Raw genomic sequence first — 26,543 nt, forward strand, 5'->3', positions numbered from 1 at the left:
TTGTTAGAAAACCAATTCACAAGAATTTAAGGTAATTATTAGAGGGTAAGTCGGAAGATCTTATTCTCTAATCTTACTATTTTATTTTTGAACTTAAAAAAGGATAATAAAACCAAATAGATATAAAGATAAAAAAGCAACTGGTACGCCCAAGGGGAATCGAACCCCTGTTTCCGCCGTGAAAGGGCGATGTCCTAACCGCTAGACGATGGGCGCAAACCAGTGATGAGGCTTATAGAGAGGATCTTTTTACTTCGCAACCCCTATGAGTGATTTTTTTACAAAAAACGCATTTTATTGGATTAGTTTAAATATATGTTGATGCAATTCACATTATTCCACACCTTATTAAATGAGGAAATCTACAAAATAATTATAAAAGTTTGTGAAAAATCTTAACGTTAGTAATGATAATAACCAAATGATATTTTATTATTTCCAATTTCGGTAAATAAATGAGAATGATAAAAATTGGTAGCGTTTGATGGTTAAGAAGCAATTTGACAAAACATACTGATAATTAACTAAGAAATGATGCATATCATATGAAAGCTATTTTTTAAGACATAAATCGCAGATTCATTAAATTTAATTGAGAAATAAGAGAATATTGCGTTATGAAATTGAAAAGCGTTGTACCAGGCTGCATGAAACGAAAATCGGTAATTATTAAATACAGCGCTTTATTTTAAGGGTAATTTATTTATCAATTTCAAGCTTTCAGATGTTTAAACGCAATATATAAACGTTGGATTTATATCAAGCTCTAAAATCTTTGCAGTATTAGAACGGGTAGATGAGGGGGTGCTGTTGGATATAGAAAATAACAACTGCTTTAACATGTATGACCTTACTTAAATTCTGCAGAATTTATATACCCATGCAAGTTATAATTTTTAAGTTTATTCTTTAAAAATGCAAATTTTGTATTCTTCATAGTTTTTGAATGTTTTATTAAATGAACGGGTGTTGTTGCATTTTAAAGTAGGAGTATAATAAGTACGTAGTGTATTTATTGTGAATGAGTATGATTTGCATCAAAAGCAAGCGTTATTTTAAATATTTTTCAATAAAGATAAGAAATTAACAGGCAGTTTAAATAATGGCGAAAGCTTTGAGGGTTGGAATCGGAGGCCTTGGAACGGTTGGTGCTTCAGTTATTCGAATTTTACACGAAAAAGCAAATATTTTAGCTTGTCATTGTGGACGTCCCATAGAAGTTGTTGCTGTTAGTGCGCGTGATAAAAACCGTGACCGTGGAATTGATTTGAGTCATGTTAAATGGTTCGATTCACCTGTGCAAATGGCTTCTTCTAATGAAATTGATGTTTTCGTTGAATTGATTGGTGGTGAATTAGATGTTGCGCATGCTTCGGTTGAGGCAGCTCTTAAGGCAGGACATCATGTTGTTACTGCCAATAAAGCGCTGTTAGCCCGACATGGAGTAGCGCTTGCTACTCATGCAGAAGAAAAAGGCGTTTTTCTTAATTTTGAAGCTGCTGTCGCAGGTGGAATTCCTGTTATCAAAGTGATGAGAGAATCTCTTTCCAGTAATCATGTGTCACGAATTTATGGGATTCTTAATGGGACCTGTAATTATATATTAACGCGCATGTTTACTGGAGGTTTCTCATTTAAAGATTGTTTGGCAGATGCACAAAAACTTGGTTATGCTGAGGCTGATCCGATTTTTGATATTGAAGGTTACGATACCGCTCATAAATTAGCTTTATTAACAAGTTTGGCGTTTGGAACTGTTATTTCATTGGATGATGTTTATGTTGAGGGGATTAGTAATATCTCGCAAGTTGATATTCGCGCAGCTGATGAATTGGGTTACCGTATTAAACTTTTAGGGGTTGCGTTAAAAACTGATACGGGAATTGAGCAACGTGTTCATCCGGCAATGGTACCCACATCATCGGTAATTGCACAAATTCATGGTGTCACTAATGCACTTGCCATTCAAAGTGATTTATTGGGTGAATTACTATTTTCTGGTCCTGGTGCTGGAGGTGCAGCAACAGCTTCAGCAGTTATTGGGGATTTAGCTGATATAGCAAAAGCACATCCTGGTTTTCAGTGTGGATCTATTTTTGGACGGCCAGCATTAGCGCTTACTCCTTATAAAAAAGCATGCATTGCTACCCATGCAGGTGGTTACTTTATTCGTTTGAGTGTTTATGATCGTGCTGGTGTTTTTGCGGCGGTTGCAAAGCATATGGCTGATCATAACATTTCATTGGAGTCCATTGTTCAGAGATCTTTTGTAGAAGGCCAAATTGGGGGGACAAAAACAATTATTTTAGTTACGCATGAAATAACAGAGGCAAACATACAACAGGCGCTTGCAAGAATTGCAGAAGATGGTCACCTTGTTGCAAGAGCTCGATTCATTCGTATCGAACGTATGACATAAAATTACGGAGATTTATTTTATATAATCCTATTTATTTTATGATGATAAAGGGGAAAGTTGATTATTTTTTGTAGAAGGCTTTCATTTTTACGAAAAAGTTTTATTGTTAACATTTGATAGTGAATGCTAATGTTATTAGCTAAAATGCCAATCTGGTAGGATTTTTATATGCCCAAAGTAACTCAGAATATTTTAAATGGACTTGATCGTATTTTAACGCTTGAATTAGTCCGTGTGACTGAATGTGCTGCTGTAGCAGCTGCGCGTTTACGAGGGCGTGGTGATAAAAAGGCAGCTGATCAAGCTGCTGTGGATGCAATGCGTCAGGAACTTAATCGTTTACCTATTGATGGTACGGTTGTGATTGGTGAAGGTGAACGCGATGAAGCTCCTATGCTTTATATTGGAGAAAAGGTAGGGCTTCGCACTGGGCCAGAAGTTGATATTGCACTTGATCCACTTGAGGGAACGACAATTTGCGCTAAAAATTTAGCTAATTCGCTTGCGGTAATTGCGATTGCTGAAAAAGGTAATTTGCTTTATGCACCGGATGTTTATATGCAAAAAATTGCTATTGGTCCTGGCTATCCGAAGGGTTTGGTTGATATAGATGCTGAACCTGGAGATAATATTTATGCTCTTGCAAAGGCTAAGGGAGTAGCTGTTGATCAAATTACTGTCTGCATTATGGATCGGCCTCGCCACACAGAACTGATTGGTAAAGTACGTGCAACTGGTGCGTCGATCCGTTTGATTGGTGATGGTGATGTTGCTGGTGTTATTCATACAACTGATCCAGATGAAACGGGTATTGATATTTACATGGGTATTGGTGGAGCACCAGAAGGGGTGTTAGCTGCAGCGGCTTTGCGTTGCATTGGTGGGCAAATGCAAGGGCGTTTAAAACTTGATACAGAAGAAAAGATTGCACGCGCTGCCAAAATGAGAATTAGTGATCCCAATAAAGTTTATACAATGGAGGAAATGGCAAAGGGTGATGTCTTGTTTGCTGCAACAGGCGTGACTGATGGTAATATACTTTCTGGTGTTAAATTTACACGCAATTATATTCAGACAGAAACTATTGTGATGCGTTCATGTACGGGCACAATTCGTAATATTAAGACACAGCACAAAACCCAATCAAAATTTAGCTGATTTTTTTATTCTTTTAAGCTGTTGTTTTTTTTAATAAAAGAAGCTTTTTAAAAGCTAAATTCTTATAAAATTTTAAGAATGAATCTTAGAGATTTTCTCTAGTTTTTACGAATTTTTAAGTGAGTTGAACCGGGTAGACCCAGCCATTTTTATCTTCTATATTTCCTTTTTGAATACCAATTAGTTGTGCGTGAAGTTTTGCTGTAATCTCACCAATTGCTTCGTTCCCAATGGCAAATTCTCCTCCTTTATATTTAAATCGTCCAATTGATGTGATAACAGCAGCAGTACCACAAGCAAAAACTTCTTTAAGTTTACCATTTTTTGCGTCTTCTTTTAGAGATTCAAAAGAATAAGGACGCTCTTCTATTGTTAGATTCATTTGTTGCGCTAACTTCAAAATTGAATCACGCGTTATTCCTGAAAGAATAGTGCCATTTAATGCAGGTGTTACAAGAGTATTATTTGCCATAATAAAGCAAATATTCATACCACCAAGCTCTTCAATCCACTTATGTTCAACCATATCAAGGAACAGCACTTGACTACAATTATTTTTAATTGCGTTATTTTGTGCAAGTAAGCCTGCTGCATAATTTCCACTACATTTGACAGCTCCCGTGCCACCTGGACCAGCACGACTATATTCTGTTTCAAGCCATACACTAACAGCTTTTTCCCCTGTAAAATATAACTCAACTGGAGATGCTATAATGCAAAAAATATATTCTCGGGAAGGACGGACTTTTAAGAAGCTTTCATTACCAAACATGAACGGGCGTAAATAGAGGCTAGCATTTGGATGGCCAGAAACCCACTTTTGATCAATTTTCACCAATTGATTAATAGCATCTAAAAAGATATTTTTTGGCAGTTCAGGCATAGCTAATCGTTTGGCAGATTCTGCAAAACGTTGCGCGTTAGCATCAGGACGAAATAATAAAATACGTCCATCTTTTGCACGATATGCTTTCAAACCTTCAAAAATTCCTTGAGCATAGTGCAAAACGGTACTTGCAGGATTAATCTCTAGAGATTTGTACTGAGAAATAGTGGCATTGTGCCAACCTTTTTCTTCATTCCATTGAATAACCCCCATATGATCTGTAAAAAATTGACCAAAACCAGGATTTTTTAGAATTTCTTCTCGTTTTTCGTTTGATAAAGGCGACGGATGCTTTTCTATTGTAAATGGGAGAGATGATGTAAAAGAAGTCATAAATGAAACCTTCTGAGATTATGTTTTATTTTTATATATTTTTACTGAGAAGATAACAAAACATTTCAATTATACAATATTATGATTAGCAATTTCTTAGTGTCAATGTTTTTATTGCAGCTGTGAGATTATTCTTAAATATTTTAAACTGTATTATTAGAGTTTTACTTTTGAATTTTTTACAAGTTTACAAAACACATCTTTATAAAGTAATGCTACAACAAAAAATAAGTAAAATATAGCAACAGTTTTTTAAGCTGTTACTATATTATTTAGCGTGTGACAAAGCAATTTCCGCCAGAGATTTTGATATTTTCGCAAAGGTTTATAGCTTCATTACGATTTTGAGTTTGAATACGGACACGATAATAGGTCCCTTTTTCTGGTATAGAAGTAGATTGAATATTGAAAGGACGCTCACCAATAAGAGATCCGAATTTAGATTTTAATTTTTTCAAAGAATTTTCAGCTAATTCAGACGTTGGGTGCGATGCAAGTTGTACATAGTAGTTTTCTGAGTTTTGTGTCGTTACTTGTGCCGATAGACTTGAACGATCACTACTGTGTGTTTGTACAGTTGGATTAGGTTTTACAGATAAAGGCACTGGTATGAATGAATCTTTAGTTTTTTCTTCAGCACTAGAAATAGAAGGATTTTCATTGGGAGTGAAAAAGTTTCCATCATCAGGGATAGAAGCACTTTCCGCGATAATTGTGTCAATATTTGTTGCAGTATCATCTTCTGCTTGATTATTGTTGGTATTGGACGATTGCACGGAATCTACAGAGTCATCTTGAAGTTGATCAGCAGATTGATTAATTGTTTCAGATTGATTAGTGGGTTCTGTAGACTGACCTGCTAGTTTTTCATTTGTCTGATGCGCTGGAGTAAGTACCATTGTACCATCTGCTTTTACAATAACAGTTTGAACTTCTCGTGTTGGTACAGTATGGCTGAGAGCTTCTGTAATTGCATCTTCAATATTAGGTTCATCATAAGAAGAAGCAGAAGAGGTATTTTCAGGTGCCTTTTCATTTAATGCTGTTAAATTTTCAGGCGTTTCAGAACTGTCAACAAGAGGCTGTTGTGCGCTTTTTTGTGTTTTGTCTTTACTGTTTTTTTGATTGTAAATATTTAAATCATGAGTAACATTATTTTCAGTTTCAGTTGTTTCTGGCTTGACTTTAAAAAGTGTGTTATCAGCATGGATAATGAGTGGGCTTTCATTTTCACTTGATGATATAAAAAAGCGAAAATAGCTAAAAATACTAATTGCAATCAGAGTAAAAAGAATAACACCTCTAATAAAACTTTTTCTGATAAAATTTCTCGAATATGAAGTTGCCAGTACATGAGTGTACACTTCGTCTGCAGATTTATGTTGGGAACTATTGGAAAAAGGAGGGAAAGGTTGTTCTTTGTTTTCAACAGAAGAATGGTTAGCACTCTGTTGCAAGGTGTTTAGCGATGAACTTTCTCCTGGATCTTGCTTAGTATGATGAGAAATTTCGTTAAAAAAGTCATTTTGTTGCTGCTGTAAAAAATCTTCTGAAGAGACATTTCCTACATTGAATATTTCAGAGAATTCTTTTTGAAGACCATCAACAGGTACATTATATTTGGGCGCTTCATAGAGAATTTTTGAAGCCATAATGGGTTCAGTTTTTTCTACGATTTCGTCTGCAAGTTTATAAGTATCAATCTCTGGAGGAGGATTGTCATTGTGAGAATGCCCATCTACAAAAAAATTTTCTGTTTGTGTAGTATTAAGAGGTTCTGATGAGGCTTGTGTATCACTTAAATTATTTTGATTGTTCCAGATCTCACTTGTACTGTTTTGATGAGAGAGACCTTCAGTAGTGTTTATATTGTTTTGGGAATATTGGGTTTGCACATCTTTATATTTTGCAATTTTGTCTTCTTGTTTTAAGAATCCACTATCATAATGATTATTACCCAAATTTTGTTGATTAACCCGCATCTCATAAGGAGAATTTACGGGTGTGTGATAAACGCTTTGCTTGTCATCATAGTTTGATTGTGTATTGTTAGTTGTGGGCTGTTGTGCATTTGTTTGTAAAAAAGCTTCAGTTTTTCCATATGCTTTTTTTATGACTGTATTTTTATTTTGTTCATCTATCTCATCAAAAAATAAATTTTTTAGATTTGTGTTAAAATCATCTGTTTCAAAAAAAGGATCAATATTAGTTGGTGCTGTTTTATCTTGCAGCCCTTCATTTTTCTGAATGGGTAATGGGGAAAGTGCTTCTAAAATTTGTTCTTCATCATTATGGGAAGAATAAGAATGCATTCCTTCAGAAAAAGAACTATCTTTTTCTGAGTGATTGGGAGCAGGGGGAGCTGTATCCATTGAAGTTGGATTGTTAATATTTGATTGTAAATTCCATTGCTCATTTTGACTGTTAAATGGCAATTCACCCCCTAAATTATTTTCAAAATTGTCTTCTAAAAAAGGAAGGTCAAAATCATTATTTTGGAATGGAGTTTGAGGTGTAGAATAATCAGATTCTAACAAAGAGTGAGTATGATGAGAATTTTGATTTCTATTTTGTGTGTTTGAATTGAAAATTTGAGTAAACTCTTCCACAGAATCATGCTGTTCATGATTTTGTTTTTCTTTCTGCAAATTTTTGCGATTATTATCGCTCATAGGTTTTCTCACATGATGATCTGCGTTTGAATGCAGTAAATTTATTAATTTAGATTTATTGTGTTTGGAATTATAAAATCTTTTCTTTCAATCAAAAAAATGCATTTTTATAAAAGAAGTATACAAAAAACATTTTTAATAAAAAGTTCATTTTATAGCTTTGTAGGACTTTTTCAACGCATTTCTGTTGATGCTTTTATTCCTACAATTTGAAGTCCTGATGATAAAATATTAACGACAGCTTGGATCAAACCTAATCTAGCCAAGGATAATTCTTTATCTTCAAGTTTTGTAAAGCGTAAATCAGGATTATCATTACCTTTATTCCAATGTCCATGAAAGTTTGAAGCAAGATCATAAAGATAAAATGCTAGTCGATGCGGTTCTTTATGAATTACAGCTTGTTCAATAATACGTGGATATTCAGCAAGTTTACGTATCAAGGATATTTCGCTATCGTCTATTAACTTATCAAGATAAGGAATCATTATATTGCTTGAAAGGTTGTCGATATGCAGACTTTCTTGTGCTTGACGAAAAACTGAATGACAACGTGCACTTGCATATTGCACATAAAAAATAGGATTATCTTTTGATTGTTCTGTCACTTTTGTGAAATCAAAATCAAGAGGTGCTTCACATTTACGATAAAGCATCATAAAACGCACTGGATCACGACCAACTTCTTCTACAACATCGCGCAGGGTAACAAACGCCCCCTCTCTTTTGGACATACGTACAGGTTGACCGTTACGAAAGAGTTTCACTAATTGGCATAAGAAAACAGCCAGTTTAGCTTTATCTCCAGAAATTGCTTTTGCTACTGCTTCTAATCGTTTTACGTATCCGGTGTGATCTGCACCCAAAATATAAATCATCTCGTCAAAATGGCGGTTAAATTTATCACGAAAATACGCAATATCAGCGGCAAAATAAGTATAAGAACCATCAGATTTAATCAAAACACGGTCTTGATCATCACCAACATCAGTTGAACGGAACAAGGTTTGCTCATGTGGTTCCCAATCTTCTATGATTTTCCCTTTTGGTGGAGAGAGTGTACCTTTATAGATATAACCATTTAAAGTGAGGTCATTGATTGCACTGCGAATGGCTTGCGCATTATCAGCATAAAGCATTCGTTCGGAAAAAAAAACGTCATGATGAATGTTCAAGGCAGATAAATCATCGCGAATCATAGCCATCATTGCATCAATTGCATGCTCTTTTACTATAGATAAAGCTTCGGATTTATCTATAGTAAGTAATTGGTCACCAAATTCTTGAGCAAGTGATTGCCCTAATGGTATCAGATACTCACCAGGATACAGCCCTTCTGGAATTTCATTGATTGTTTGCCCAAGCGCTTGGCGGTAGCGCAACAAAACAGAATGCGCTAGTACTTCAACTTGCCCACCAGCATCATTAATGTAATATTCTTTAGTGACATTATAGCCAACAAATTGAAGCAAATTAGAAAGAACATCTCCAATAACGGCACCTCTGCAATGTCCGACGTGCATTGGACCTGTTGGATTTGCAGAAACATACTCAACATTGACTCGTTTATCCTGTCCTATTTGGCTGCTACCATAGGCTATACCTGCTTCAATCATTGATTTTAATACGTCTTGCCAAAATGATTTTGTCAGTTTGATATTAATAAATCCAGGACCAGCAACATTAATACATTCAATAGACTGATCATTTTTTAGAAGTTCTATAATTTTTTCTGCGAGTATGCGTGGGTTAAGTCCAACAGATTTTGCAAGCACCATAGCCGCATTGGTTGATAGATGACCATGCGAAGGGTCTCGTGGGGGGTCAACAGTAACTTTTGATAAATCTAAAGTTTCTCTATTTTTTTCTTTTATATCAGATAATTCGATTAATTCTTTAATTTTTTTTTCGAAACTTTTAAAGATATTCATATTCTAATTCCATATTGTATTCGAAATTAATTAAACGAAATCATCTGTATGGTCAAATAGTCGGTGGTATTCACGCAATGCATAGTGGTCGGTCATACCTGATAAAAAATCAGCAATGAGACGTGCCAATTCCTGATTTGTTAAATGAGCTATTTTGTTGCACCAGTTTTCAGGCATGAGTTCTGGATTTTTATAATAACAATCAAATAATTTTTGTATGACTTGTTTTGCTGCATTTCGACGCGTGAGGACTTGGTCATGATAATAAAGATTTTTAAATAAGAAATCCTTTAACTGTTTTTCTTGAATGGCCATTGTGGGAGAAAAGGTAACAATAGTTTGTCCTGCCTGGTGAATGTCGTTTACACTTTCAGGTTTTATGAGTGTTAAGTTTTTTTGTGATTGTTCGATAACATCCTCAACCATGACTGTTATTTGTCTGCGTACCAGTTCGTAACCACGTCGAGTTTGATCAAGCTGTGGGTATTCTTGTTCAATATTGTGTAATAATGAAGCGGTTAACGAAATATTTTCGAATTGATTAATTGTTAAAAAATGTGCGCGTAAACCATCATCAATATCATGAGCATTGTAAGCAATGTCGTCAGCAATAGCAGCACATTGCGCTTCTAATCCAGCAAAACAATCAAGCTCAAGATCTTGTTGTGTATTATATTGAAAAATATCAATAGGGACATTTTTATTGGAAGAATGAGGGCCTAAAAGAGGTCCATTATGTTTCACAAGTCCTTCAAGTGTTTCCCAGGTGAGATTTAATCCATCAAAGTTTGCATAACGGTGTTCAAGCTTTGTAACAATACGTAATGCTTGTGCGTTATGATCAAAACCGCCATAAGGTGCCATTGCTTCATTAAGAGCATCTTCCCCTGCATGCCCAAAAGGCGTATGCCCAAAGTCGTGCACAAGAGCAATGGCTTCGGCAAGATCTTCATCAAGATATAATGCACGAGCTAATGTACGCGCGATTTGGGAAACTTCGATCGAATGGGTAAGGCGAGTGCGATAATGATCACTTTCGTCGGCAATAAACACTTGGGTTTTATGTTTAAGACGTCGAAATGCATTAGAGTGGATAATACGGTCCCTATCTCGTTGAAAAGGTGTACGTGTAGCACTTATAGCTTCATTAAATAATCTACCACGACTTCTTTGTGGATTTGTGCTATATATTGCCCGAGATTGGTAATTGAAATTGGTATTATTATCCATTGCAAGTTATCCATTCTCACCTTAAATTTAAAATTAATTTGTTATTAACAAGCTTTTATCTGTTTAGGATATGCTTTCTCAACAGTTTAATGCAAGGGTGTGAAAAATGAGTGTAAAAATATCAGATTTTGCTGCTAAGCGGATTACACAGATACTTTCGAGTAAACCCGATAAAATAGCGTTACGAATTTCTGTTGAAGGTGGTGGGTGTTCAGGTTTTTCATATAAATATGATTTGGTTTCTGAAAGTAGAGAAGATGATCTCGTTATAAAAAAAGATGGAGCGGTTATATTAATTGATTCACTCTCTCTTCCTTTCATGAAAGGGGCAGAAATTGATTTTGTTGACAATCTCATGGAGCAGTCTTTTCAAATACATAATCCCAATGCTACCTCATCATGTGGTTGTGGTGTTAGTTTTTCAATTTAGAATAGTAATTCTCTGACATTGCTTCTTGAAAAGATCGTTGCTTTGGTCAACAATGTAGAAATGAGCATATTTACAAAAATATTACGTCAGACTTTACGGTTAGCTATAATACCTGTTTTGTTGATTTGGAACGATAGTGCATTTTCTGAGGAAAAAGAGCTTCAAAACTATCAACAAGAGCGACCAATAACTTCCATTACACATTCTGAAAATCATGAACAGGAGCATTCTCAAGCTAAACTAATACTCAATGCTCGATTAACTCGTAACAGTGAGAATATTACAAAAGGATTAATATGGCGTGTTTATACACCTATCTTGGGAATTGATAATAAATTACCATTGATCGCGACTTTTGAAGGTGGCACTGCACATTTTGATTTAGAAGAGGGCAATTATCTTGTGCATGTTTCATTTGGTCATGCAAGTATGGTAGATCAGGTAAATTTAAAAAATAAACAAGAGTTCGTCAAAAATTTTAATCTTAATGCTGGTGGTATTGTTTTTAACAGCACACTACTTAATGGTACAGTTAACGAAAAGGAATTACATTTTACTATCTATAAAGATGCAGAGGAAAATGATGATACAGGCGTGATCTTGTCGAATGTAAAACCTCAATCGATTGTACGTTTAAAAACAGGTCATTACCATGTTGTTTCTCATTATGGTTCGGTTAATGCCATAACCCGTTCGGATATCCAAGTAGATGCGGGCAAAATTATTGAAGTAACCTTTCAACATCAAGCAGCTCAGATTGTATTAAGGTTGGTTCGTCAAGAAGGAGGAGAGGCGTTGGCAGATACAAGTTGGTCGATTACTAATGAGTCTGGTGATATTGTTTATGAAACAGTAGGGGCTTATGTTTCACTTGTATTGGCTGAAGGTGATTATATTGCGATTGCTAAAAATAAAGATCAAATTTATCAAAAGGTTTTTTCAGTAACTTCTGGCCGAGATGAAGATGTAAATGTCATAGCAGATACACAAAATATACAGAAATTTGATGAGTCGATGTATTGATTATTATTTGTGAGTATAAACTTATAATTTGAGGATAGGTATAAAATTTGGTCTTAGAATTTTCAATATTAAGTGTGTTTTTTGCCGGTGCATTATCTTTTTTATCACCGTGTGTTTTACCGTTAGTTCCTCCTTATTTGTGCTATATGGCTGGTATTAGTGTTGATGATTTTCGTTCAGAAAAAGAGAATGGAAACGCATCTGTACGTTTGGTACTTTTATCTTCTGTTTTTGCTTTTGTGCTTGGGTTTACAACTATTTTTGTTGCTTTAGGAGCAAGTGCAAGTACAATTGGTAAATTCATAGGTTATTATCGTGATTGGTTTGCTATTGCTGCTGGAATTATTATCATTATTTTTGGTTTAAATTTTTTACATGTTTTTAAAATTAATTTATTATCGCGAGAAGCACGCTTTCAAACGCATAAAATTCCTACTGGGCCTTTAGGGGCTTATGTTATAGGTTTAGCTTTTGCGTTTGGTTGGACGCCATGTATTGGTCCAATCTTAGGCCCTATTATAACCCTTGCTGGAACAAAAGAAACTGTAGCAGAAGGGGCCATCCTTTTAGGATTTTATTCATTAGGTCTTGCTGTGCCTTTTGTATTAGCAGCTTTATTTTCAAGCAGCTTTATGAAATTTTTGAGAGCTTTTCGTGTTCATTTAGGGAAAGTTGAAAAAATTATTGGTATTTTTCTGGTTATTACAGGTATTTTATTTTTGACAGGCTATATTCAAAATTTTTCATTTTGGCTTTTGGAAAATTATCCTTTACTGAGTAATGTCGAAGTTATCAGTTGGCATGATATTTCTCGTTGGTTTGGCTTTTTTCGTTAATCTTTGTGTGTTTTATGGTTAGAAGTTGTCTTTCTATTGTTCTTGCGGCAGGGGATGGAACGCGTATGAAGTCGTTTCTTCCTAAGGTACTTCATAAGATAGCAGGGTTACCGCTTATATGCCATGTGGTAAAACAAGTAGAATTGGCAGGTTTTTCCCAATTAGCAGTTGTCGTAGGCGCTGGAGGTGAAGATGTTACTAAGGTTGTTCAATCATGTGTAAAGGATGTCATGATTTTTGAACAAAAAGAGCGTTTAGGAACTGCTCATGCTGTTTTATCTGCTCGATTAGCTTTACAAAAAGGGATAAATGATGTTCTGATTATCTTTGGTGATACTCCTTTGATTGAACATGCTTCGTTGACACGGATTCGCGCTCCTCTTGCTATGGGAGCAGATGTTGTTGTGGCTGGCTTTTATGCTTCTGATCCAACGGGATATGGCCGCCTTATCGAAAAAAATGGTAAATTTATAGCTATTGTAGAAGAAAAAGATGCAAGTGATGAAGAGAAAAAGAATTCTTTTTGTAATGGCGGAATAATGGCTATTAATGGAAAGTATGTGCTTTCTCTCTTGGATGAAATTAGTAATAATAATGCGCAGCAAGAATATTATTTAACAGATATTGTTTCTATTGCATCACGTGAAGGGCTAGATGTTCGAGTCATTGAAGTACCTTTTGATAATGTTATAGGAGTTAATAACTGTTTTGAACTTTCTGAAGTTGATACTTTATGGCAGAAACGTAAGGCACGTGATTTCATGTTATCTGGTGTGATAATATTGAAGCCAGAAAGTGTTTATTTTTCTTATGATACAGAAATTGAACCAGGTGTTTTGATTGAGCCAAATGTTTATTTTGGGCCGGGGGTGAAAGTGCAGTCTGGTGCAGTTATTCGCGCATTTAGTTATTTAGAGGGGGCTTTTGTTGGTGCAGATACACAAATTGGTCCTTATGCACGTTTACGTTCTGGGACAGAGTTAGCACGATCAGTTAAGATTGGAAACTTTTGTGAAATTAAACAAGCAAAGGTAGGGGAAGCTGCTAAAATTAACCATTTGAGTTATATTGGTGATGCAGAAATTGGTGCACACACTAATATTGGAGCTGGTACAATTACGTGCAATTATGATGGCTTTTATAAACATAAAACTATAATTGATGACAATGTTTTTATTGGATCTAATTCAGCACTTGTTGCTCCATTGATTATCGGAAAAAATTCCTATATCGCTTCAGGAAGTGTTATCACTGAAGATATTCCTGTAAACAGTTTGGCTTTGGGGCGTGCACGCCAGGTAATAAAAGAAAATCGTGCAACAAAATTGCGTAAACGTTTATCAATAGAAAAACGAAAAAAGTAAATATTTTCAATTTCTTTTTTTGTTTTATGGTGATCTAAGCATTTATGATAAAAATTTATCCCTTTATTATGATTATAGCATATTCTATTTCACATGGTCGCTTAAAATTGCGAATAGAATTAGTCTAATTATTTATGGGACTTGTTATGAACTTAAGGGTGTAGATTGGAGTTTTCTAATGTGCGGAATTATCGGAATTGTTGGAAATAAACCTGTTGCATCCTATCTGGTTGATGGTTTGAAACGTCTTGAATACAGAGGTTATGATTCATCTGGTTTAGCAACAGTATTTAATGGGCACCTTCATCGTATTCGAGCCAAAGGTAAGTTGGCTCATTTAGAAGAAAAACTAAAAAGCACACCTTTAAAAGGTAATTTGGGAATTGGCCATACACGTTGGGCTACACATGGCGTCCCCGTAGAACGCAATGCTCATCCCCATATGACCGATCGGCTTGCAATTGTGCACAATGGTATTATTGAAAATTTTGTAGAATTGCGAAAAGAACTCATCGAAGACGGTTATACCTTTGAAACGGAAACTGATACAGAAGTTATTGCTCATTTAATTACTCGTGCGTTAAAAGATGGTCTTTCTCCGAAGGAAGCAACATGCACAAGTTGGAAAAAATTAAAGGGTGCTTTTGCGATTGCTCTTATTTTTGAAGGTGAGGATAATCTGATAATTGCTGTTCGTTCTGGCCCTCCTTTAGCTATTGGCTATGGTAAGGATGAATTTTTTGTAGGATCAGATGCAATTGCTTTAGCTTCATTTACAAATCGTATAAGCTATATGGAAGATGGGGATTTGACTGTTCTTACGCGTGAGGGGGTAACAATTTATAATGCAGACGGTCAACAGACAAAACGCCCCATTACAACGTTGTGTGATGGCACTTTGTTTGTTTCTAAAGGTAGTCATCGTCATTTTATGCGCAAAGAAATATTTGAACAACCTGATGTTATTTCTCGTAATTTAGCACGTTATCTTGATCTTGGAAATTATAAAGTTCGCCCACTTAAAAACTCAATTGATTGGAAAAATGTTAACCGATTATTATTTGCAAGTTGTGGAACTGCTTATTATTCAACCTTAGTTGCACGTTATTGGTTTGAAAGTCTTGCTGCTTTAAGTGTTGATAATGATGTGGCCTCTGAATTTCGTTATCGGGAACCGCCTATGACAACTGATGCATTGTCGGTATTTGTTTCTCAATCCGGAGAAACAGCGGATACATTAGCATCTTTACGTTACTGTAAGGATTGCGATCTAAAAACAGCGACAGTTGTAAATGTTGAGCAATCAACAATGGCAAGGGAAGCTGATTTTGTTTTACCGACATTAGCTGGTCCAGAAATTGGTGTTGCTTCAACAAAAGCTTTTATCTGTCAATTGTCAACACTTGCTTCAATGGCTTTATGTGCAGCTAAACAACGTGGACGCCTTTTAGAAACGGTAGAACAGCGGTTAGTGCAACAGTTAGCAGAGATACCACGAATTTTAAATGAGGTTTTGAAACTTGATAACACAATTGAGCACATTTGTCGTGATTTAGTGAATGCAAAAGGTGTTCTCTATCTTGGGCGTGGTACTTCTTATCCGATTGCTTTGGAGGGAGCACTCAAACTAAAAGAGCTTTCTTATATTCACGCTGAAGGTTATGCAGCGGGTGAATTGAAGCATGGACCAATTGCATTGGTTGATAACACAATACCAGTTATTGTTATTGCGCCTTATGATAAATGGTTTGAAAAGACTTTTTCTAATATGCAAGAAGTAGCAGCACGCAATGGCCGTATTATTTTGATAACGGATAAAAGAGGAATGGAGGCTACACGTTTTAGTTCTTTGTCGACTATTATTTTGCCAGAGATTCCAGAATTTATTGCACCTATTATTTATACTTTACCTATTCAGTTAATTGCTTATCACACAGCTGTTTTGTTGGGAACAGACGTTGATCAACCTCGTAATTTGGCAAAATCGGTAACAGTCGAATAAAAAATAGTTTTATGTCTTTAGGAGGTGTAGAAAATAATTAAAGCTAGAAATCAATATGTAATAAATTAGGATTGGTATTCATTATTAATGATAAGCATTTTATTGTCTACTGAAATCTTTTTTACTGTAACAACAATATTTATCAATTTATTGTTTGAGTTATTAAGGAAGAATAGAATAGTTCTTTTAAAAAGGTGCGAGGAAAATAATATATTTTGTTTTCCAATGTTTTGTGCAAAACAGCAGTTTTAAAAACTCAGATATTCATTTAGTCCACACATAGTTTTTTGTAAAAATACTTCTTGTTAGGATTGATTAAAACTTGTTCAGCAATAAAATTTTGGATGATTCTGTTCGTAAATAGGCTTTTTAAAAGTTAGCCTGAACGTAAAAGCTGAATAGCATCGCCATGTCCAAAAAGGTAAAGAAGTAAGCGTAAAGCTTGTCCTCGTGGTGAGGAAAGATCAGAATCGTATTGCAAGAATAACTGTGCATCTTTTCTTGCCATTAACAAAAGTTTATGGTGCGCTGTAAGATTTGCTATGTGAAATTCAGGCATACCAGATTGTCGTGTTCCTAAAAGTTCACCTTCTCCTCGCAAGCGCAGATCTTCTTCAGCAATTTTAAAACCATCTTCTGTATTACGTATGATATTAAGACGTGTTGCAGCCATTTTTGTAAGTGGAGCTTTATATAGTAAAATACAGGAAGATTTTTTTTCTCCTCGTCCAACACGTCCACGCAATTGGTGTAATTGTGAAAGACCAAAATGCTCTGCGTGTTCGATTATGATGATTGAGGCATCGGGAATATCTACTCCTACTTCAATAACTGTAGTTGCAACTAAAATACATGTTTCTCCACATTTAAAAGACGCTATTGCTGCATTTTTTTTAGCGGTGGACATTTTTCCATGTATCATACCAACACATGTACCAAATCGTTTATGGAGAATGGCAAAACGGTTTTCAATCGAAGTGAGTTGAAAGTTTTCTGATTCTTCTACCAAGGGACAAATCCAATAAAGTTTTTCTCCTTTTTCTACTGCAACTGCAATTCGTTCTATAAGTTCATCGATTCGTTCTAAAGGAAGGATTGCTGTAGTGATTGGTTTTCGTCCAATTGGTTTTTCTGTGATTTTTGATACATCCATGTCGCCAAAGGCTGTTAATACCAGCGTGCGTGGAATAGGGGTAGCTGTCATTACTAATATATCAGGTTTATGACCTTTTTCTGTAAGGGCAAGACGTTGATTTACTCCAAAACGGTGTTGCTCATCAATAATGGTTAAAGCAAGATTATTATAAGTAACATTTTTTTGTATCAAAGCATGGGTGCCGATAATAATAGAAGTTTTTCCTGATAAGATATCACCAAGGATATTTATGCGTGATTTTCCTTTTTCTCGTCCAGTTAAAAGAACTGTTTGTAAACCGATTTTTTCAGCAAGAGGGGCAATCATAGTAAAATGTTGTCGTGCAAGTACTTCTGTGGGTGCCATTAAGGCTGACTGACCTAAATTTTCAGCAATTTGTGCCATTGCCATTAGTGCAACTACAGTTTTTCCTGTTCCTACGTCACCTTGGAGAAGTCTTAACATAGGTTCGGGTGAAACTAAATCATTTGCAATATCTTGTATTGCTTCTTTTTGTGCATTTGTTAATTGAAAGGGTAAGGCTTCAAGCAGTTTTTCTGTATAAACGCCTGTTGGTGGACGAGAAGCACCTGAAAGAGATTTTGTTTTTAAACGTACAAGACCAAGAGCTAACTGACCAGCAAGAAATTCATCATAGGCAAGACGTTGACGTGCTGCACTTTTTAAGGTCAGATCATTGGGATCTGTGGGTGCATGAATACAATGTAAAGCATCAGAAAAAGAAAAAAATTGTTGCTGTTTTTTGAGGTTTTCATCTATCCATTCTGGCAAAGGAGGAATACGCTCAAGAGCACCTTGCATTGCACGTTTTAGCACTCTTGCTGATAGCCCAGCGGTAGAAGGATAGATAGGTTCGATTAGTGGCATCTGATTTAGCTTTTCGCTGGGCGCTATATGATCAGGGTGAACTATTGAAAGCTGTCCATTAAACCGTTCAACTTTACCTGATACAATTACTTTTTTTCCTTCAGGGAGCTGTCTTTCTAGCCAAGAAGGTTGAGCGTGAAAGAACACTAAATTTATGTTGCCTGTTTTATCATGACCAATGACACGATAAGGTGATCGGTTGTTGCTATTTGATGGCGGTGGTCGGTGTTGATCAATTATGATTTCAAGAGTAACGATTTTTCCTTCTGGTGCAAAAGCAATATCGGGCCGCATTCTTCGGTCTATAACGGAATGAGGCATCAATTGGAGCAGGTCAATTATGGTCGGTTCATGTTGTGAGAGATTGACGTTTAAGACTTTAGCCAGTAAAGCGTATATTTTCGGGTTCACCCCTGGAAGAGTGCGAATAGAGGTTGAAAGAAGATTAAAGAGGTTTGAATACATAAGGAAATTTAGCCTGCTCTTTTTATTTTTTCTAGTACTTTAAAAGAGCTTTTTGGGGATAAATTACTTAGTTTATGAGAATAAATTGCTTTTTAGCCTTGGATAGTAAGAATAAAGAGTTAAATTAACAAATGTGATAAGAACAGAGCAAGAAGGGTGGCTAATATCAGTAGTATTATATATGATATGAAGTGAATTGAAGTACTTTCCGAATATGCAATAGTCCTAAAATTATAAATTGAATATGGGGAAACTAGAACACTTTGTTATTATGAAACAAATAAGAATTGCAGTTTGGCATTTATTTTGTGATGGGGAATTATGAAAATGCCAGCAAAAAAAAGCAAAATATTAAACAGTAAAAATTCTCTTCCTCGTTTTATTCATTTGAGGGTGCATTCAGCTTATTCTCTTCTTGAAGGGGCTTTGAAGATCAGGCAAATTATTCAACATGCAATTTCTGATCATGCACCAGCAATAGCTATTACAGATACGAATAATTTGTTTGGTGCGTTAGAGTTTTCTCAGTATTGTTTTACGGATGGTATTCAACCTATTATTGGTTGTCAGCTTGCGATTGATTTTGAACATAAGAATTATGATCCACGTTTAACCAAACCACGCAACCCTTCTGATTTTGCTTCTATCGTGTTGTTTGCTGCTAGCGAAGCAGGCTATGCTCATTTGATTAGCCTTGTTAGTCGCGCTTATCTTGATAAGAGTGATACGGATCTTCCTCATATTAAAGCTGATTGGCTATTATTGCAAAATGAAGGAATTATTGCTTTAACTGGGGGGTGGAATGGCCCTATTAATTTGGCTTTAGTAGAAAATAAAAAAGAACGGGCTGTCGAGTATTTAACTTATTTGAAGCAAATTTTTGGTAATCGTCTTTATGTTGAATTACAACGACATAGTTCTTACGATCGGAAAGTTGAAGCCGCGCTTGTTGAATTAGCTTATGCGCATGAAATTCCTCTTGTTGCAACCAATGAGGCTTTTTTTCTGAATAAAGAAGGGTACGAGGCTCATGATGCATTGATGGCCGTGGCGGAGGGGCAAATTGTTTCTAATCCAAATCGCAGACGTGTGACGCCAGATCATTATTTGAAGTCACAAGATGAAATGGTTTCATTATTTTCTGATCTTCCGGAAGCTTTAGAAAATAGTGTTGAAATTGCGTTACGTTGCCATACTTATGTACCAACTCGAAAGCCTATTTTACCCCGTTTTACAGAGCGATCTGTAGATCCAGATTCTGCTTTAGAGGAAGAGGCTAAGGAATTATTAAATCAGGCTAAAGCTGGTTTAAAAATGCGTCTTGAAACAATTGGTTTGGCTGAAGGTTATACAGTTGAAGATTATGAGCAACGACTGGATTATGAAATTTCAGTTATTACACGTATGCAGTTTCCTGGCTATTTTCTTATTGTTTCGGATTTTATAAAATGGGCAAAAGTCCATGATATTCCTGTCGGTCCAGGGCGTGGCTCTGGCGCTGGTTCACTTGTTGCTTATGCTTTAACTATCACTGATGTTGATCCCTTGCGCTTTTCTCTCTTGTTTGAGCGTTTTCTCAATCCAGATCGTATTTCCATGCCAGATTTTGATATCGACTTTTGTCAAGATCGACGAGAAGAGGTTATTCATTACGTTCAGGAAAAATATGGTCGTGATCAAGTCGCTCAAATTATTACATTTGGTAAATTACAGGCACGTGCGGTGTTGCGTGATGTTGGACGTGTTTTGGAAGTGCCCTATCGTCAGGTTGATTACCTTACCAAATTAGTCCCTGCTATGCCTGGCAGTAATGTTGAGCTAGCAGTGGCTATTCGAGATGAACCTAAATTTAAGGAAGAAAAGAAGAAGAATCCTGTTATTGGACGCATGTTGGATATAGCACTTCAGCTTGAGGGGCTTTATCGCCACGCATCAACCCATGCTGCAGGAATTGTTATCGGCGATCGACCATTGTCAGAACTCATACCAATGTATCGTGATCCACGTTCTGATATGCCAGTTACTCAATTTAACATGAAATGTGTTGAGCAAGCTGGTTTAGTGAAGTTTGATTTCCTTGGTTTAAAAACGCTTACTGTTTTAAAAATGGCCACGGACTTTGTTGCACGAAAAGGTATAAAAATAGATTTGTCGAATATCTCTCTTAATGATGAAACGACTTATACTATGTTAGCACATGGTGAGACAGTTGGTGTATTTCAAATTGAAAGTTCTGGTATGCGTAAGGCACTTATTGGGATGAAGCCAGACCGCATTGAAGATATTATTGCGCTTGTAGCGCTTTATCGTCCTGGCCCAATGGAGAATATTCCAACATATAATGCACGTAAACATGGGAAAGAGGAAATTACTTCTATCCACCCTAAAATAGATCATCTGGTTAAAGAGACACAAGGCGTTATTATTTACCAGGAACAGGTTATGCAAATTGCGCAGGTGCTTTCTGGTTATTCTCTTGGAGAAGCGGATTTATTGCGCCGAGCTATGGGTAAAAAAATCCACAAGGAAATGCAACAACAGCGTACACGTTTTGTAAGTGGTGCTGTTGATGGTGGTATTGATAAAGATCAGGCTGATATTATTTTTGACCTTTTAGCAAAATTTGCAGATTATGGTTTTAATAAGTCACATGCTGCCGCTTATGCAATTGTTTCATATCAAACAGCTTATATGAAAGCACACTATCCAGTTGAATTTTTAGCTGCTTCCATGACATGTGATATGACAAATACGGATAAGTTGAATGATTTTCGACGCGAGGCATTAAGGCTAGGAATTGAGGTTATTGCACCTTGTGTACAAACATCGTGTCGTGTTTTTGAAATTGGTGAAAAGTGTATTTATTATTCCCTTGCTGCTATTAAAGGCATAGGGGATTTAGTGGTTGACCATATTGTCGCTTGTCGGGGAGATAAGCCTTTTAAAAATCTGGAAGATTTTTGTGAGCGTATTGATCCTCGTATTGTTAATAAACGTGCGATGGAAAGTTTGATTTATGCAGGTGCTCTTGATTGTTTTCAGGTTGCACGTGAGGTTTTATTGGCAAGTCTTGGAACTCTTAATGCACGTGCTATTCGCATTCTTGATGATAATTCTAGTGGGCAGACTGATATATTTGGGATGATGGATGGACCAAAAGAACCTTTGATTTTATCACAAGCATCTCCATGGTCTTTGGCTGAAAAACTCCATCACGAATTTCAGGTAATAGGTTTTTATTTTTCTGCTCATCCTTTGGATGAGTATCAAACTATTCTTACCAAAAAACGCGTTCAAATTTGGAGTGATTTTGCTGATGCAGTTAAAAAAGGGGCGACGGCTGCTCGGCTTGCTGGAACCGTTGTAGCAAAACAAATTCGCAAAACAAAAGCTGGTAAAAAAATGGGGGTTATTCAGTTTTCTGATACAAGTGGGCACTATGAGGCAGTTATATTTTCTGAGGGACTTTTTATTTACGAGGATATGTTAGAACCGGGAAAATCTTTTATTGTTACAGTGATTGCAGAAGATCGCTCTGAAGGAATTGGTTTACGTATTGAAACTATTCAGTCTTTAGAAAAAGAATCAATACGAGATCGTAAAACAATGCGCGTTTTTATAAAAGCAGCAGACATTCTTCCACAAATTGAGCAGTATTTAAAGCTCGGTGGCAATGGAGAAGTGGCGTTTATTTTGATTCAAGAAAATGGGTTACGGGAAGTTGAAGTTATGCTTTCAAAGCGATATAAGGTGAATTTACAGGTAGCGAATGCTATAAAAGCAATTCATGGTGTGATCAATGTAGAGTTGAGTTAAATCACAACGGTGAAATGACCATTATTTAGAGTGCAGATTTTGTAATTTTTTACTACATCGTTTTTAAATATTATTTTTTACCAGATTCATAGCATCATAAGTGTAAAGCCAGTCAAGGTCGGATATAATATTTTCTGATGAACGAATTTTCATTATAAAGTTGCGTGCAGCCGCTAAAGGACCAGTTGCATGATAGACTAGTCTATTAAAATCTCCACGTTTTTTTATGGCTGTAACGCGAGGTTTGCGTATTTTTTCATAAAGTAAAATAGCTTCAGTAAGTGAAAGGTCATTGATTGAGAGCACTTCTGCTAATGTGGCGGCATCTTCTATCGCCATAGCAGCACCTTGTGCTGCAAAAGGTAAGGCTGCATGCGCGCAATCACCAACAAATACTTGCTGTTTTAAACCTACAAAACGGTCATAATTCATGTGAAACAGTGGCCAATAATTCCAATTATTAATATGATCAAAAATTTCAAGGATTTTAGGATTCCAGTTATTGAAAAGAGCTTTGAGTTTTTCTTTATCTCCTTTTTGATTCCACTTTTTTTGTGAATTATCTCCATGAGTAATAGCTACAAAGTTAAAAATTTTTGTTGATTGAATAGGGTAGACAACAAGATGGTTTTTAGGTCCCATCCAGGCACTAATTGTCTTTATATTTTGCAATAAGGAACGAAAGTTTTGGGGAAGATTTTTGAATATTTCTGTTGCACGCCAAGCAATTAAACCACTAAAATTTGCTTTTTCATGGAAGGGAGCAAATTGGCGTAACTTCGACCAAACGCCATCACACCCAATAAGAAGTGATGTTGAATAAAATTGATGTTGTTGTATTTTAATTAATTCTTCCGTTTTTATAGTTTCTATATTAATGTTGTGACTTGTAGTTGGAGTAACTGATACGATATTTTCGCTTAATTTGCATGTAATAAGAGGATCTTCAAGAACAGCATTGTATAAAACTTTCTGCAAATCAGCTCGATGAATTGTAATGTAAGGAGCTTTCCAACGTTTTTCAGATAAATTGATAAGATCAATATGAAGATGCGTTTTTAAAGATATGCCGTCTTTTAGTTCAAGAAAATGCGGTTTGAGGCCTAATTCGATTAATTTATTTAAGACACCCCAACGGGCAAGAATACGGGTCACATTTGGGGTGAGTTGAATACCAGCACCTATACTATCGAACTGTTTACGTTTTTCAATAAGGACACTTGCAATTCCCTTTTGGGCAAGTGCTAAAGCAGAGCTTAAACCAGCAATTCCCGCCCCGATAATGATTGGAGGTTGATCAATGATAGCCATTGTATATTGTATTAAAAGTTATAGCGGGTTATCCTATGTGATATATGCACCCTATTGGATTTGTTTGATTGAATGGCAATAAATGATTATAACGGTAAAGCGTTGAACAATAGGGACAAATTTTTTCATCATCTGCTCCCATATCGATAAAAATATGAGGGTGGTCGAATGGCTCTGTAGCACCTACACACATGAATTCTTTTACACCAATTTCAATTATTTTATATCCACGGTCATTTTGGAAATGGAGAATATTGTGGTCAGACATTGTGTAAAAGCCTCCAGCTAAATTGTCTGATAAGACATGATTGGGATCAAATATTTTAAATCACACGTTAACTTTATTAGTTTGTAATTAAATACACTATAATGCAAAATGCTTTTTAAGACAATTTGCAAATGAGAATTCTTCCAATTATTTTAAAATTAATGTAAAGACAGATTATCTGAGGGATATGAAACAGACGATAACGGATCAGATTGCTACTCAGGATATAACGATGCAAAATCCAGCACGATTTATTAATCGAGAATTTTCGTGGCTAGAATTTAATAATCGTGTGGTAATGGAGGCTGCTAATCCGAAGCATCCTTTATTAGAGCGCCTACGTTTTCTTGCAATTTCAGCAACTAATCTTGATGAGTTTTTTATGGTCCGTGTTGCTGGCCTTGTTGGTCAAATTTGTGCAGGGATTGTAGAACGCAGTGCAGATGGACGAACCCCACAGGAGCAACTTGATTTTATATTAACTGAGATTTCATATCTGCAAACTAATCAGCAACAGAAATTTTGTGTTTTACGTCATGAATTAAAGCAGAATAATATTGAAATTATTCACTCTGATAGCCTTTTAAAACTTGAAAGATTGTGGCTTGAAAAGCATTTTTTAAACACGATTCTTCCTATTTTAACGTTTTCATTTATTGATTCTGCTCGCTCTTTTCCATTTATTCCTAATTTAGGGCTCTCTATTGTATTCCAATTGTTGCACTATGTTGATCAACGCCCTGTGACGGCATTATTGTGTATGCCGGCTGATTTGAAACGTTTTATTTTACTTCCTCAAGAGAGGAATAGTTTTCGTTTTATCACGTTTGAAGATGTTATTGGCCTTTTTGCTAGCCATTTATTTCCTGATTATGAAGTTAAAGGAAAAGGTATATTTAGAATTATCCGTGATAGTGATATAGAGGTGGAAGAAGAGGCTGAAGATCTTGTCCACCTTTTTGAAACTGCACTTAAAAGGCGTCGTCGTGGACAAATCATTCGAATTGAATTTGATGTTAAAATGCCTGAAGATTTACGTCAATTTATAACAAGTGAACTTTCAGTTTCTGATAATTGTATCGGTACTTTAGATGGATTGTTGGCACTTGATATGATATCAGAAATTGCTTCTATCCCACGTGATGATTTGAAATTTGTTCCTTATAATCCTTACTTTCCTGAACGTGTTCGCAAATATAATGGTGATTGTTTTGCAGCTATTCGTGAAAGTGATATTATTATTCACCATCCTTATGAATCATTTAGTTTTGTTGTGCATTTTTTACGTCAAGCTGCTCAAGACCCTAATGTTGTTGAGATCAAGCAAACTCTTTATCGCACGTCGAAGAATAGCCCAATTATTGGTGCTTTGATTGATGCTGCCAAACGAGGTAAATCAGTAACCGCTTTGGTAGAACTTAAAGCACGTTTTGATGAAGAGGCTAATATTCGCTGGGCACGTGATCTTGAACATGCGGGTGTTAAAGTTGTTTTTGGTTTTATTGAACTTAAAACACATGCTAAAATGTCTTTAGTAATGAGGCGCGAAGAGAATAATCGTTTTCGCTTTTATGTACATCTTGGTACAGGCAATTATCATCCAATTACCGCTAAAATTTATACTGATCTTTCTTTTTTTAGCACTGATGATAGCATTGGTCATGATATTGCATTACTTTTTGATTATATTACTCAATATAAACAACCAAATGAAGCAATGAAAATTGCTTTTTCTCCATTAACATTGCGCAATCGTATTCTTGAACATATCGAAGAGGAAATTGTCAATGCGCAACAGAGGCAACCTGCTGCTATTTGGATGAAAGTAAATTCGTTGGTTGATCCTGAAATTATTGATGCTTTATATCGCGCTAGTCAAGCTGGTGTACAGATTGATTTGATTGTCCGTAGTATATGTTGTTTAAGACCTGGTGTTCCAGGCATTTCTAATAATATTCGTGTAAAATCAATAATAGGGCGGTTTCTTGAGCATAGCCGTATTTTCTGTTTTGGTAATGGTGAAGATTTACCGAGTGAAAATACCATAGTTTATTTTGGTTCAGCCGATATGATGACACGTAATTTGGATCATCGTATTGAAGTGTTGGTTCCAGTTTTTAATAAGGCAGTTCGTCAACAAATTCTTTCACAAATTATGTTGGCTAATATTATTGATAACCAACAAAGCTTTGATATATTGAGCAATGGAACATCAAAACGTATAACACCGTTAAAAGGTGAAAAACTATTTAGTGCGCAGGAGTATTTTATGACCAATGCAAGCCTTTCTGAGGAGGGAAAATCTTTTAAATCTTCTGCTTTACGTTTAATTGCATTGCATCGGCAGAAAAAAAAGACAGATAAAGACTGAAATAT

Annotated in this window: 16 protein-coding genes and 1 tRNA gene; 9 read left to right on the plus strand and 8 right to left on the minus strand. The window is 35.8% G+C overall.

Going from position 1 to position 26,543, the window contains the following annotated elements; all coding sequences use genetic code 11:
- Window positions 1-141: 141 nt before the first annotated feature.
- Window positions 142-216 (minus strand) — tRNA-Glu (locus ME3_RS03350).
- 886 nt (window positions 217-1,102) lie between these two features.
- Between ME3_RS03350 and ME3_RS03355 the strand changes: the two genes are divergently transcribed.
- Window positions 1,103-2,419 carry a homoserine dehydrogenase gene (locus ME3_RS03355; protein ID WP_007477136.1) on the plus strand — a complete coding sequence of 439 codons (1,317 nt, stop codon included), beginning with the start codon at window positions 1,103-1,105 and terminating at the stop codon, window positions 2,417-2,419.
- Between the two features lie 168 nt (window positions 2,420-2,587).
- Complete coding sequence (gene glpX / locus ME3_RS03360; protein ID WP_007477139.1) at window positions 2,588-3,577, plus strand: class II fructose-bisphosphatase; 990 nt, start codon at window positions 2,588-2,590, stop codon at window positions 3,575-3,577.
- Between the two features lie 115 nt (window positions 3,578-3,692).
- On the opposite strand, the gene ME3_RS03365 is transcribed toward glpX, so the two are convergent.
- The 4 genes from ME3_RS03365 to ME3_RS03380 all read right to left on the minus strand — a co-directional run bounded on the left by ME3_RS03365 (window position 3,693) and on the right by ME3_RS03380 (window position 10,629).
- Window positions 3,693-4,796 carry a branched-chain amino acid aminotransferase gene (locus ME3_RS03365; protein ID WP_007477141.1) on the minus strand — a complete coding sequence of 368 codons (1,104 nt, stop codon included), beginning with the start codon at window positions 4,794-4,796 and terminating at the stop codon, window positions 3,693-3,695.
- Window positions 4,797-5,068: 272 nt separating this feature from the next.
- Complete coding sequence (locus ME3_RS03370) at window positions 5,069-7,468, minus strand: SPOR domain-containing protein (protein WP_007477143.1); 2,400 nt, start codon at window positions 7,466-7,468, stop codon at window positions 5,069-5,071.
- A gap of 173 nt (window positions 7,469-7,641) precedes the next feature.
- Window positions 7,642-9,399 (minus strand): arginine--tRNA ligase, encoded by a 1,758-nt coding sequence (gene argS, locus ME3_RS03375; protein WP_007477145.1) that lies wholly within the window; start codon window positions 9,397-9,399, stop codon window positions 7,642-7,644.
- Between the two features lie 30 nt (window positions 9,400-9,429).
- The gene (locus ME3_RS03380) at window positions 9,430-10,629 is read right to left on the minus strand and encodes a deoxyguanosinetriphosphate triphosphohydrolase (RefSeq protein WP_007477147.1); all 1,200 of its coding nucleotides are present in this window, start codon (window positions 10,627-10,629) and stop codon (window positions 9,430-9,432) included.
- 106 nt (window positions 10,630-10,735) lie between these two features.
- Here ME3_RS03380 and ME3_RS03385 point away from each other — a divergent pair, with 106 nt between their 5' ends.
- The 5 genes from ME3_RS03385 (at window position 10,736) to glmS (ending at window position 16,284) form a co-directional block, all read left to right on the plus strand.
- On the plus strand, window positions 10,736-11,059 hold the full coding sequence (locus ME3_RS03385; RefSeq protein WP_007477149.1) for a HesB/IscA family protein: 324 nt from the start codon (window positions 10,736-10,738) through the stop codon (window positions 11,057-11,059).
- Window positions 11,060-11,119: 60 nt separating this feature from the next.
- Window positions 11,120-12,082 carry a carboxypeptidase regulatory-like domain-containing protein gene (locus tag ME3_RS03390; protein ID WP_198002715.1) on the plus strand — a complete coding sequence of 321 codons (963 nt, stop codon included), beginning with the start codon at window positions 11,120-11,122 and terminating at the stop codon, window positions 12,080-12,082.
- 47 nt (window positions 12,083-12,129) lie between these two features.
- Entirely contained in the window at window positions 12,130-12,918 is a 789-nt protein-coding gene (locus tag ME3_RS03395) for a cytochrome c biogenesis CcdA family protein (RefSeq protein ID WP_007477152.1), read from the plus strand.
- A gap of 14 nt (window positions 12,919-12,932) precedes the next feature.
- Complete coding sequence (gene glmU / locus ME3_RS03400; RefSeq protein ID WP_007477154.1) at window positions 12,933-14,282, plus strand: bifunctional UDP-N-acetylglucosamine diphosphorylase/glucosamine-1-phosphate N-acetyltransferase GlmU; 1,350 nt, start codon at window positions 12,933-12,935, stop codon at window positions 14,280-14,282.
- A 178-nt stretch (window positions 14,283-14,460) separates the two neighbouring features.
- Window positions 14,461-16,284 carry a glutamine--fructose-6-phosphate transaminase (isomerizing) gene (gene glmS, locus ME3_RS03405; protein ID WP_007477156.1) on the plus strand — a complete coding sequence of 608 codons (1,824 nt, stop codon included), beginning with the start codon at window positions 14,461-14,463 and terminating at the stop codon, window positions 16,282-16,284.
- Between the two features lie 376 nt (window positions 16,285-16,660).
- Here glmS and recG read toward each other — a convergent pair whose 3' ends face one another.
- A complete protein-coding gene (gene recG / locus ME3_RS03410; RefSeq protein ID WP_007477157.1) occupies window positions 16,661-18,772 on the minus strand; it encodes an ATP-dependent DNA helicase RecG in 2,112 nt (703 codons plus the stop codon).
- A gap of 327 nt (window positions 18,773-19,099) precedes the next feature.
- Here recG and dnaE point away from each other — a divergent pair, with 327 nt between their 5' ends.
- Window positions 19,100-22,588, plus strand: a complete 3,489-nt coding sequence (gene dnaE, locus ME3_RS03415; RefSeq protein ID WP_007477158.1) for a DNA polymerase III subunit alpha — start codon at window positions 19,100-19,102, stop codon at window positions 22,586-22,588.
- A gap of 63 nt (window positions 22,589-22,651) precedes the next feature.
- Here dnaE and ME3_RS03420 read toward each other — a convergent pair whose 3' ends face one another.
- Both ME3_RS03420 and ME3_RS03425 read right to left on the minus strand, forming a co-directional pair.
- The gene (locus ME3_RS03420) at window positions 22,652-23,890 is read right to left on the minus strand and encodes an FAD-binding protein (RefSeq protein ID WP_039952556.1); all 1,239 of its coding nucleotides are present in this window, start codon (window positions 23,888-23,890) and stop codon (window positions 22,652-22,654) included.
- Window positions 23,891-23,927: 37 nt separating this feature from the next.
- On the minus strand, window positions 23,928-24,167 hold the full coding sequence (locus tag ME3_RS03425) for a zinc-finger domain-containing protein (RefSeq protein WP_007477160.1): 240 nt from the start codon (window positions 24,165-24,167) through the stop codon (window positions 23,928-23,930).
- Window positions 24,168-24,354: 187 nt separating this feature from the next.
- Here ME3_RS03425 and ME3_RS03430 point away from each other — a divergent pair, with 187 nt between their 5' ends.
- On the plus strand, window positions 24,355-26,538 hold the full coding sequence (locus ME3_RS03430) for an RNA degradosome polyphosphate kinase (RefSeq protein WP_007477161.1): 2,184 nt from the start codon (window positions 24,355-24,357) through the stop codon (window positions 26,536-26,538).
- The last annotated feature ends 5 nt before the right edge of the window (window positions 26,539-26,543 follow it).

It is taken from the genome of Bartonella melophagi K-2C, assembly GCF_000278255.1.
GTDB lineage: Bacteria > Pseudomonadota > Alphaproteobacteria > Rhizobiales > Rhizobiaceae > Bartonella > Bartonella melophagi.

What these genes read in the sequence shown, in the direction of transcription:
- ME3_RS03355 (WP_007477136.1), top strand. Translation starts at nt 1,103, where the DNA reads ATGGCGAAAGCTTTGAGGGTTGGAATCGGAGGCCTTGGAACGGTTGGT.
- ME3_RS03430 (WP_007477161.1), top strand. Translation starts at nt 24,355, where the DNA reads ATGAAACAGACGATAACGGATCAGATTGCTACTCAGGATATAACGATG.
- glmU (WP_007477154.1), top strand. Translation starts at nt 12,933, where the DNA reads ATGGTTAGAAGTTGTCTTTCTATTGTTCTTGCGGCAGGGGATGGAACG.
- ME3_RS03425 (WP_007477160.1), bottom strand. Translation starts at nt 24,167, where the DNA reads ATGTCTGACCACAATATTCTCCATTTCCAAAATGACCGTGGATATAAA.
- ME3_RS03390 (WP_198002715.1), top strand. Translation starts at nt 11,120, where the DNA reads ATGAGCATATTTACAAAAATATTACGTCAGACTTTACGGTTAGCTATA.
- ME3_RS03380 (WP_007477147.1), bottom strand. Translation starts at nt 10,629, where the DNA reads ATGGATAATAATACCAATTTCAATTACCAATCTCGGGCAATATATAGC.
- dnaE (WP_007477158.1), top strand. Translation starts at nt 19,100, where the DNA reads ATGCCAGCAAAAAAAAGCAAAATATTAAACAGTAAAAATTCTCTTCCT.
- ME3_RS03370 (WP_007477143.1), bottom strand. Translation starts at nt 7,468, where the DNA reads ATGAGCGATAATAATCGCAAAAATTTGCAGAAAGAAAAACAAAATCAT.
- glmS (WP_007477156.1), top strand. Translation starts at nt 14,461, where the DNA reads ATGTGCGGAATTATCGGAATTGTTGGAAATAAACCTGTTGCATCCTAT.
- ME3_RS03385 (WP_007477149.1), top strand. Translation starts at nt 10,736, where the DNA reads ATGAGTGTAAAAATATCAGATTTTGCTGCTAAGCGGATTACACAGATA.
- argS (WP_007477145.1), bottom strand. Translation starts at nt 9,399, where the DNA reads ATGAATATCTTTAAAAGTTTCGAAAAAAAAATTAAAGAATTAATCGAA.
- ME3_RS03365 (WP_007477141.1), bottom strand. Translation starts at nt 4,796, where the DNA reads ATGACTTCTTTTACATCATCTCTCCCATTTACAATAGAAAAGCATCCG.
- glpX (WP_007477139.1), top strand. Translation starts at nt 2,588, where the DNA reads ATGCCCAAAGTAACTCAGAATATTTTAAATGGACTTGATCGTATTTTA.
- recG (WP_007477157.1), bottom strand. Translation starts at nt 18,772, where the DNA reads ATGTATTCAAACCTCTTTAATCTTCTTTCAACCTCTATTCGCACTCTT.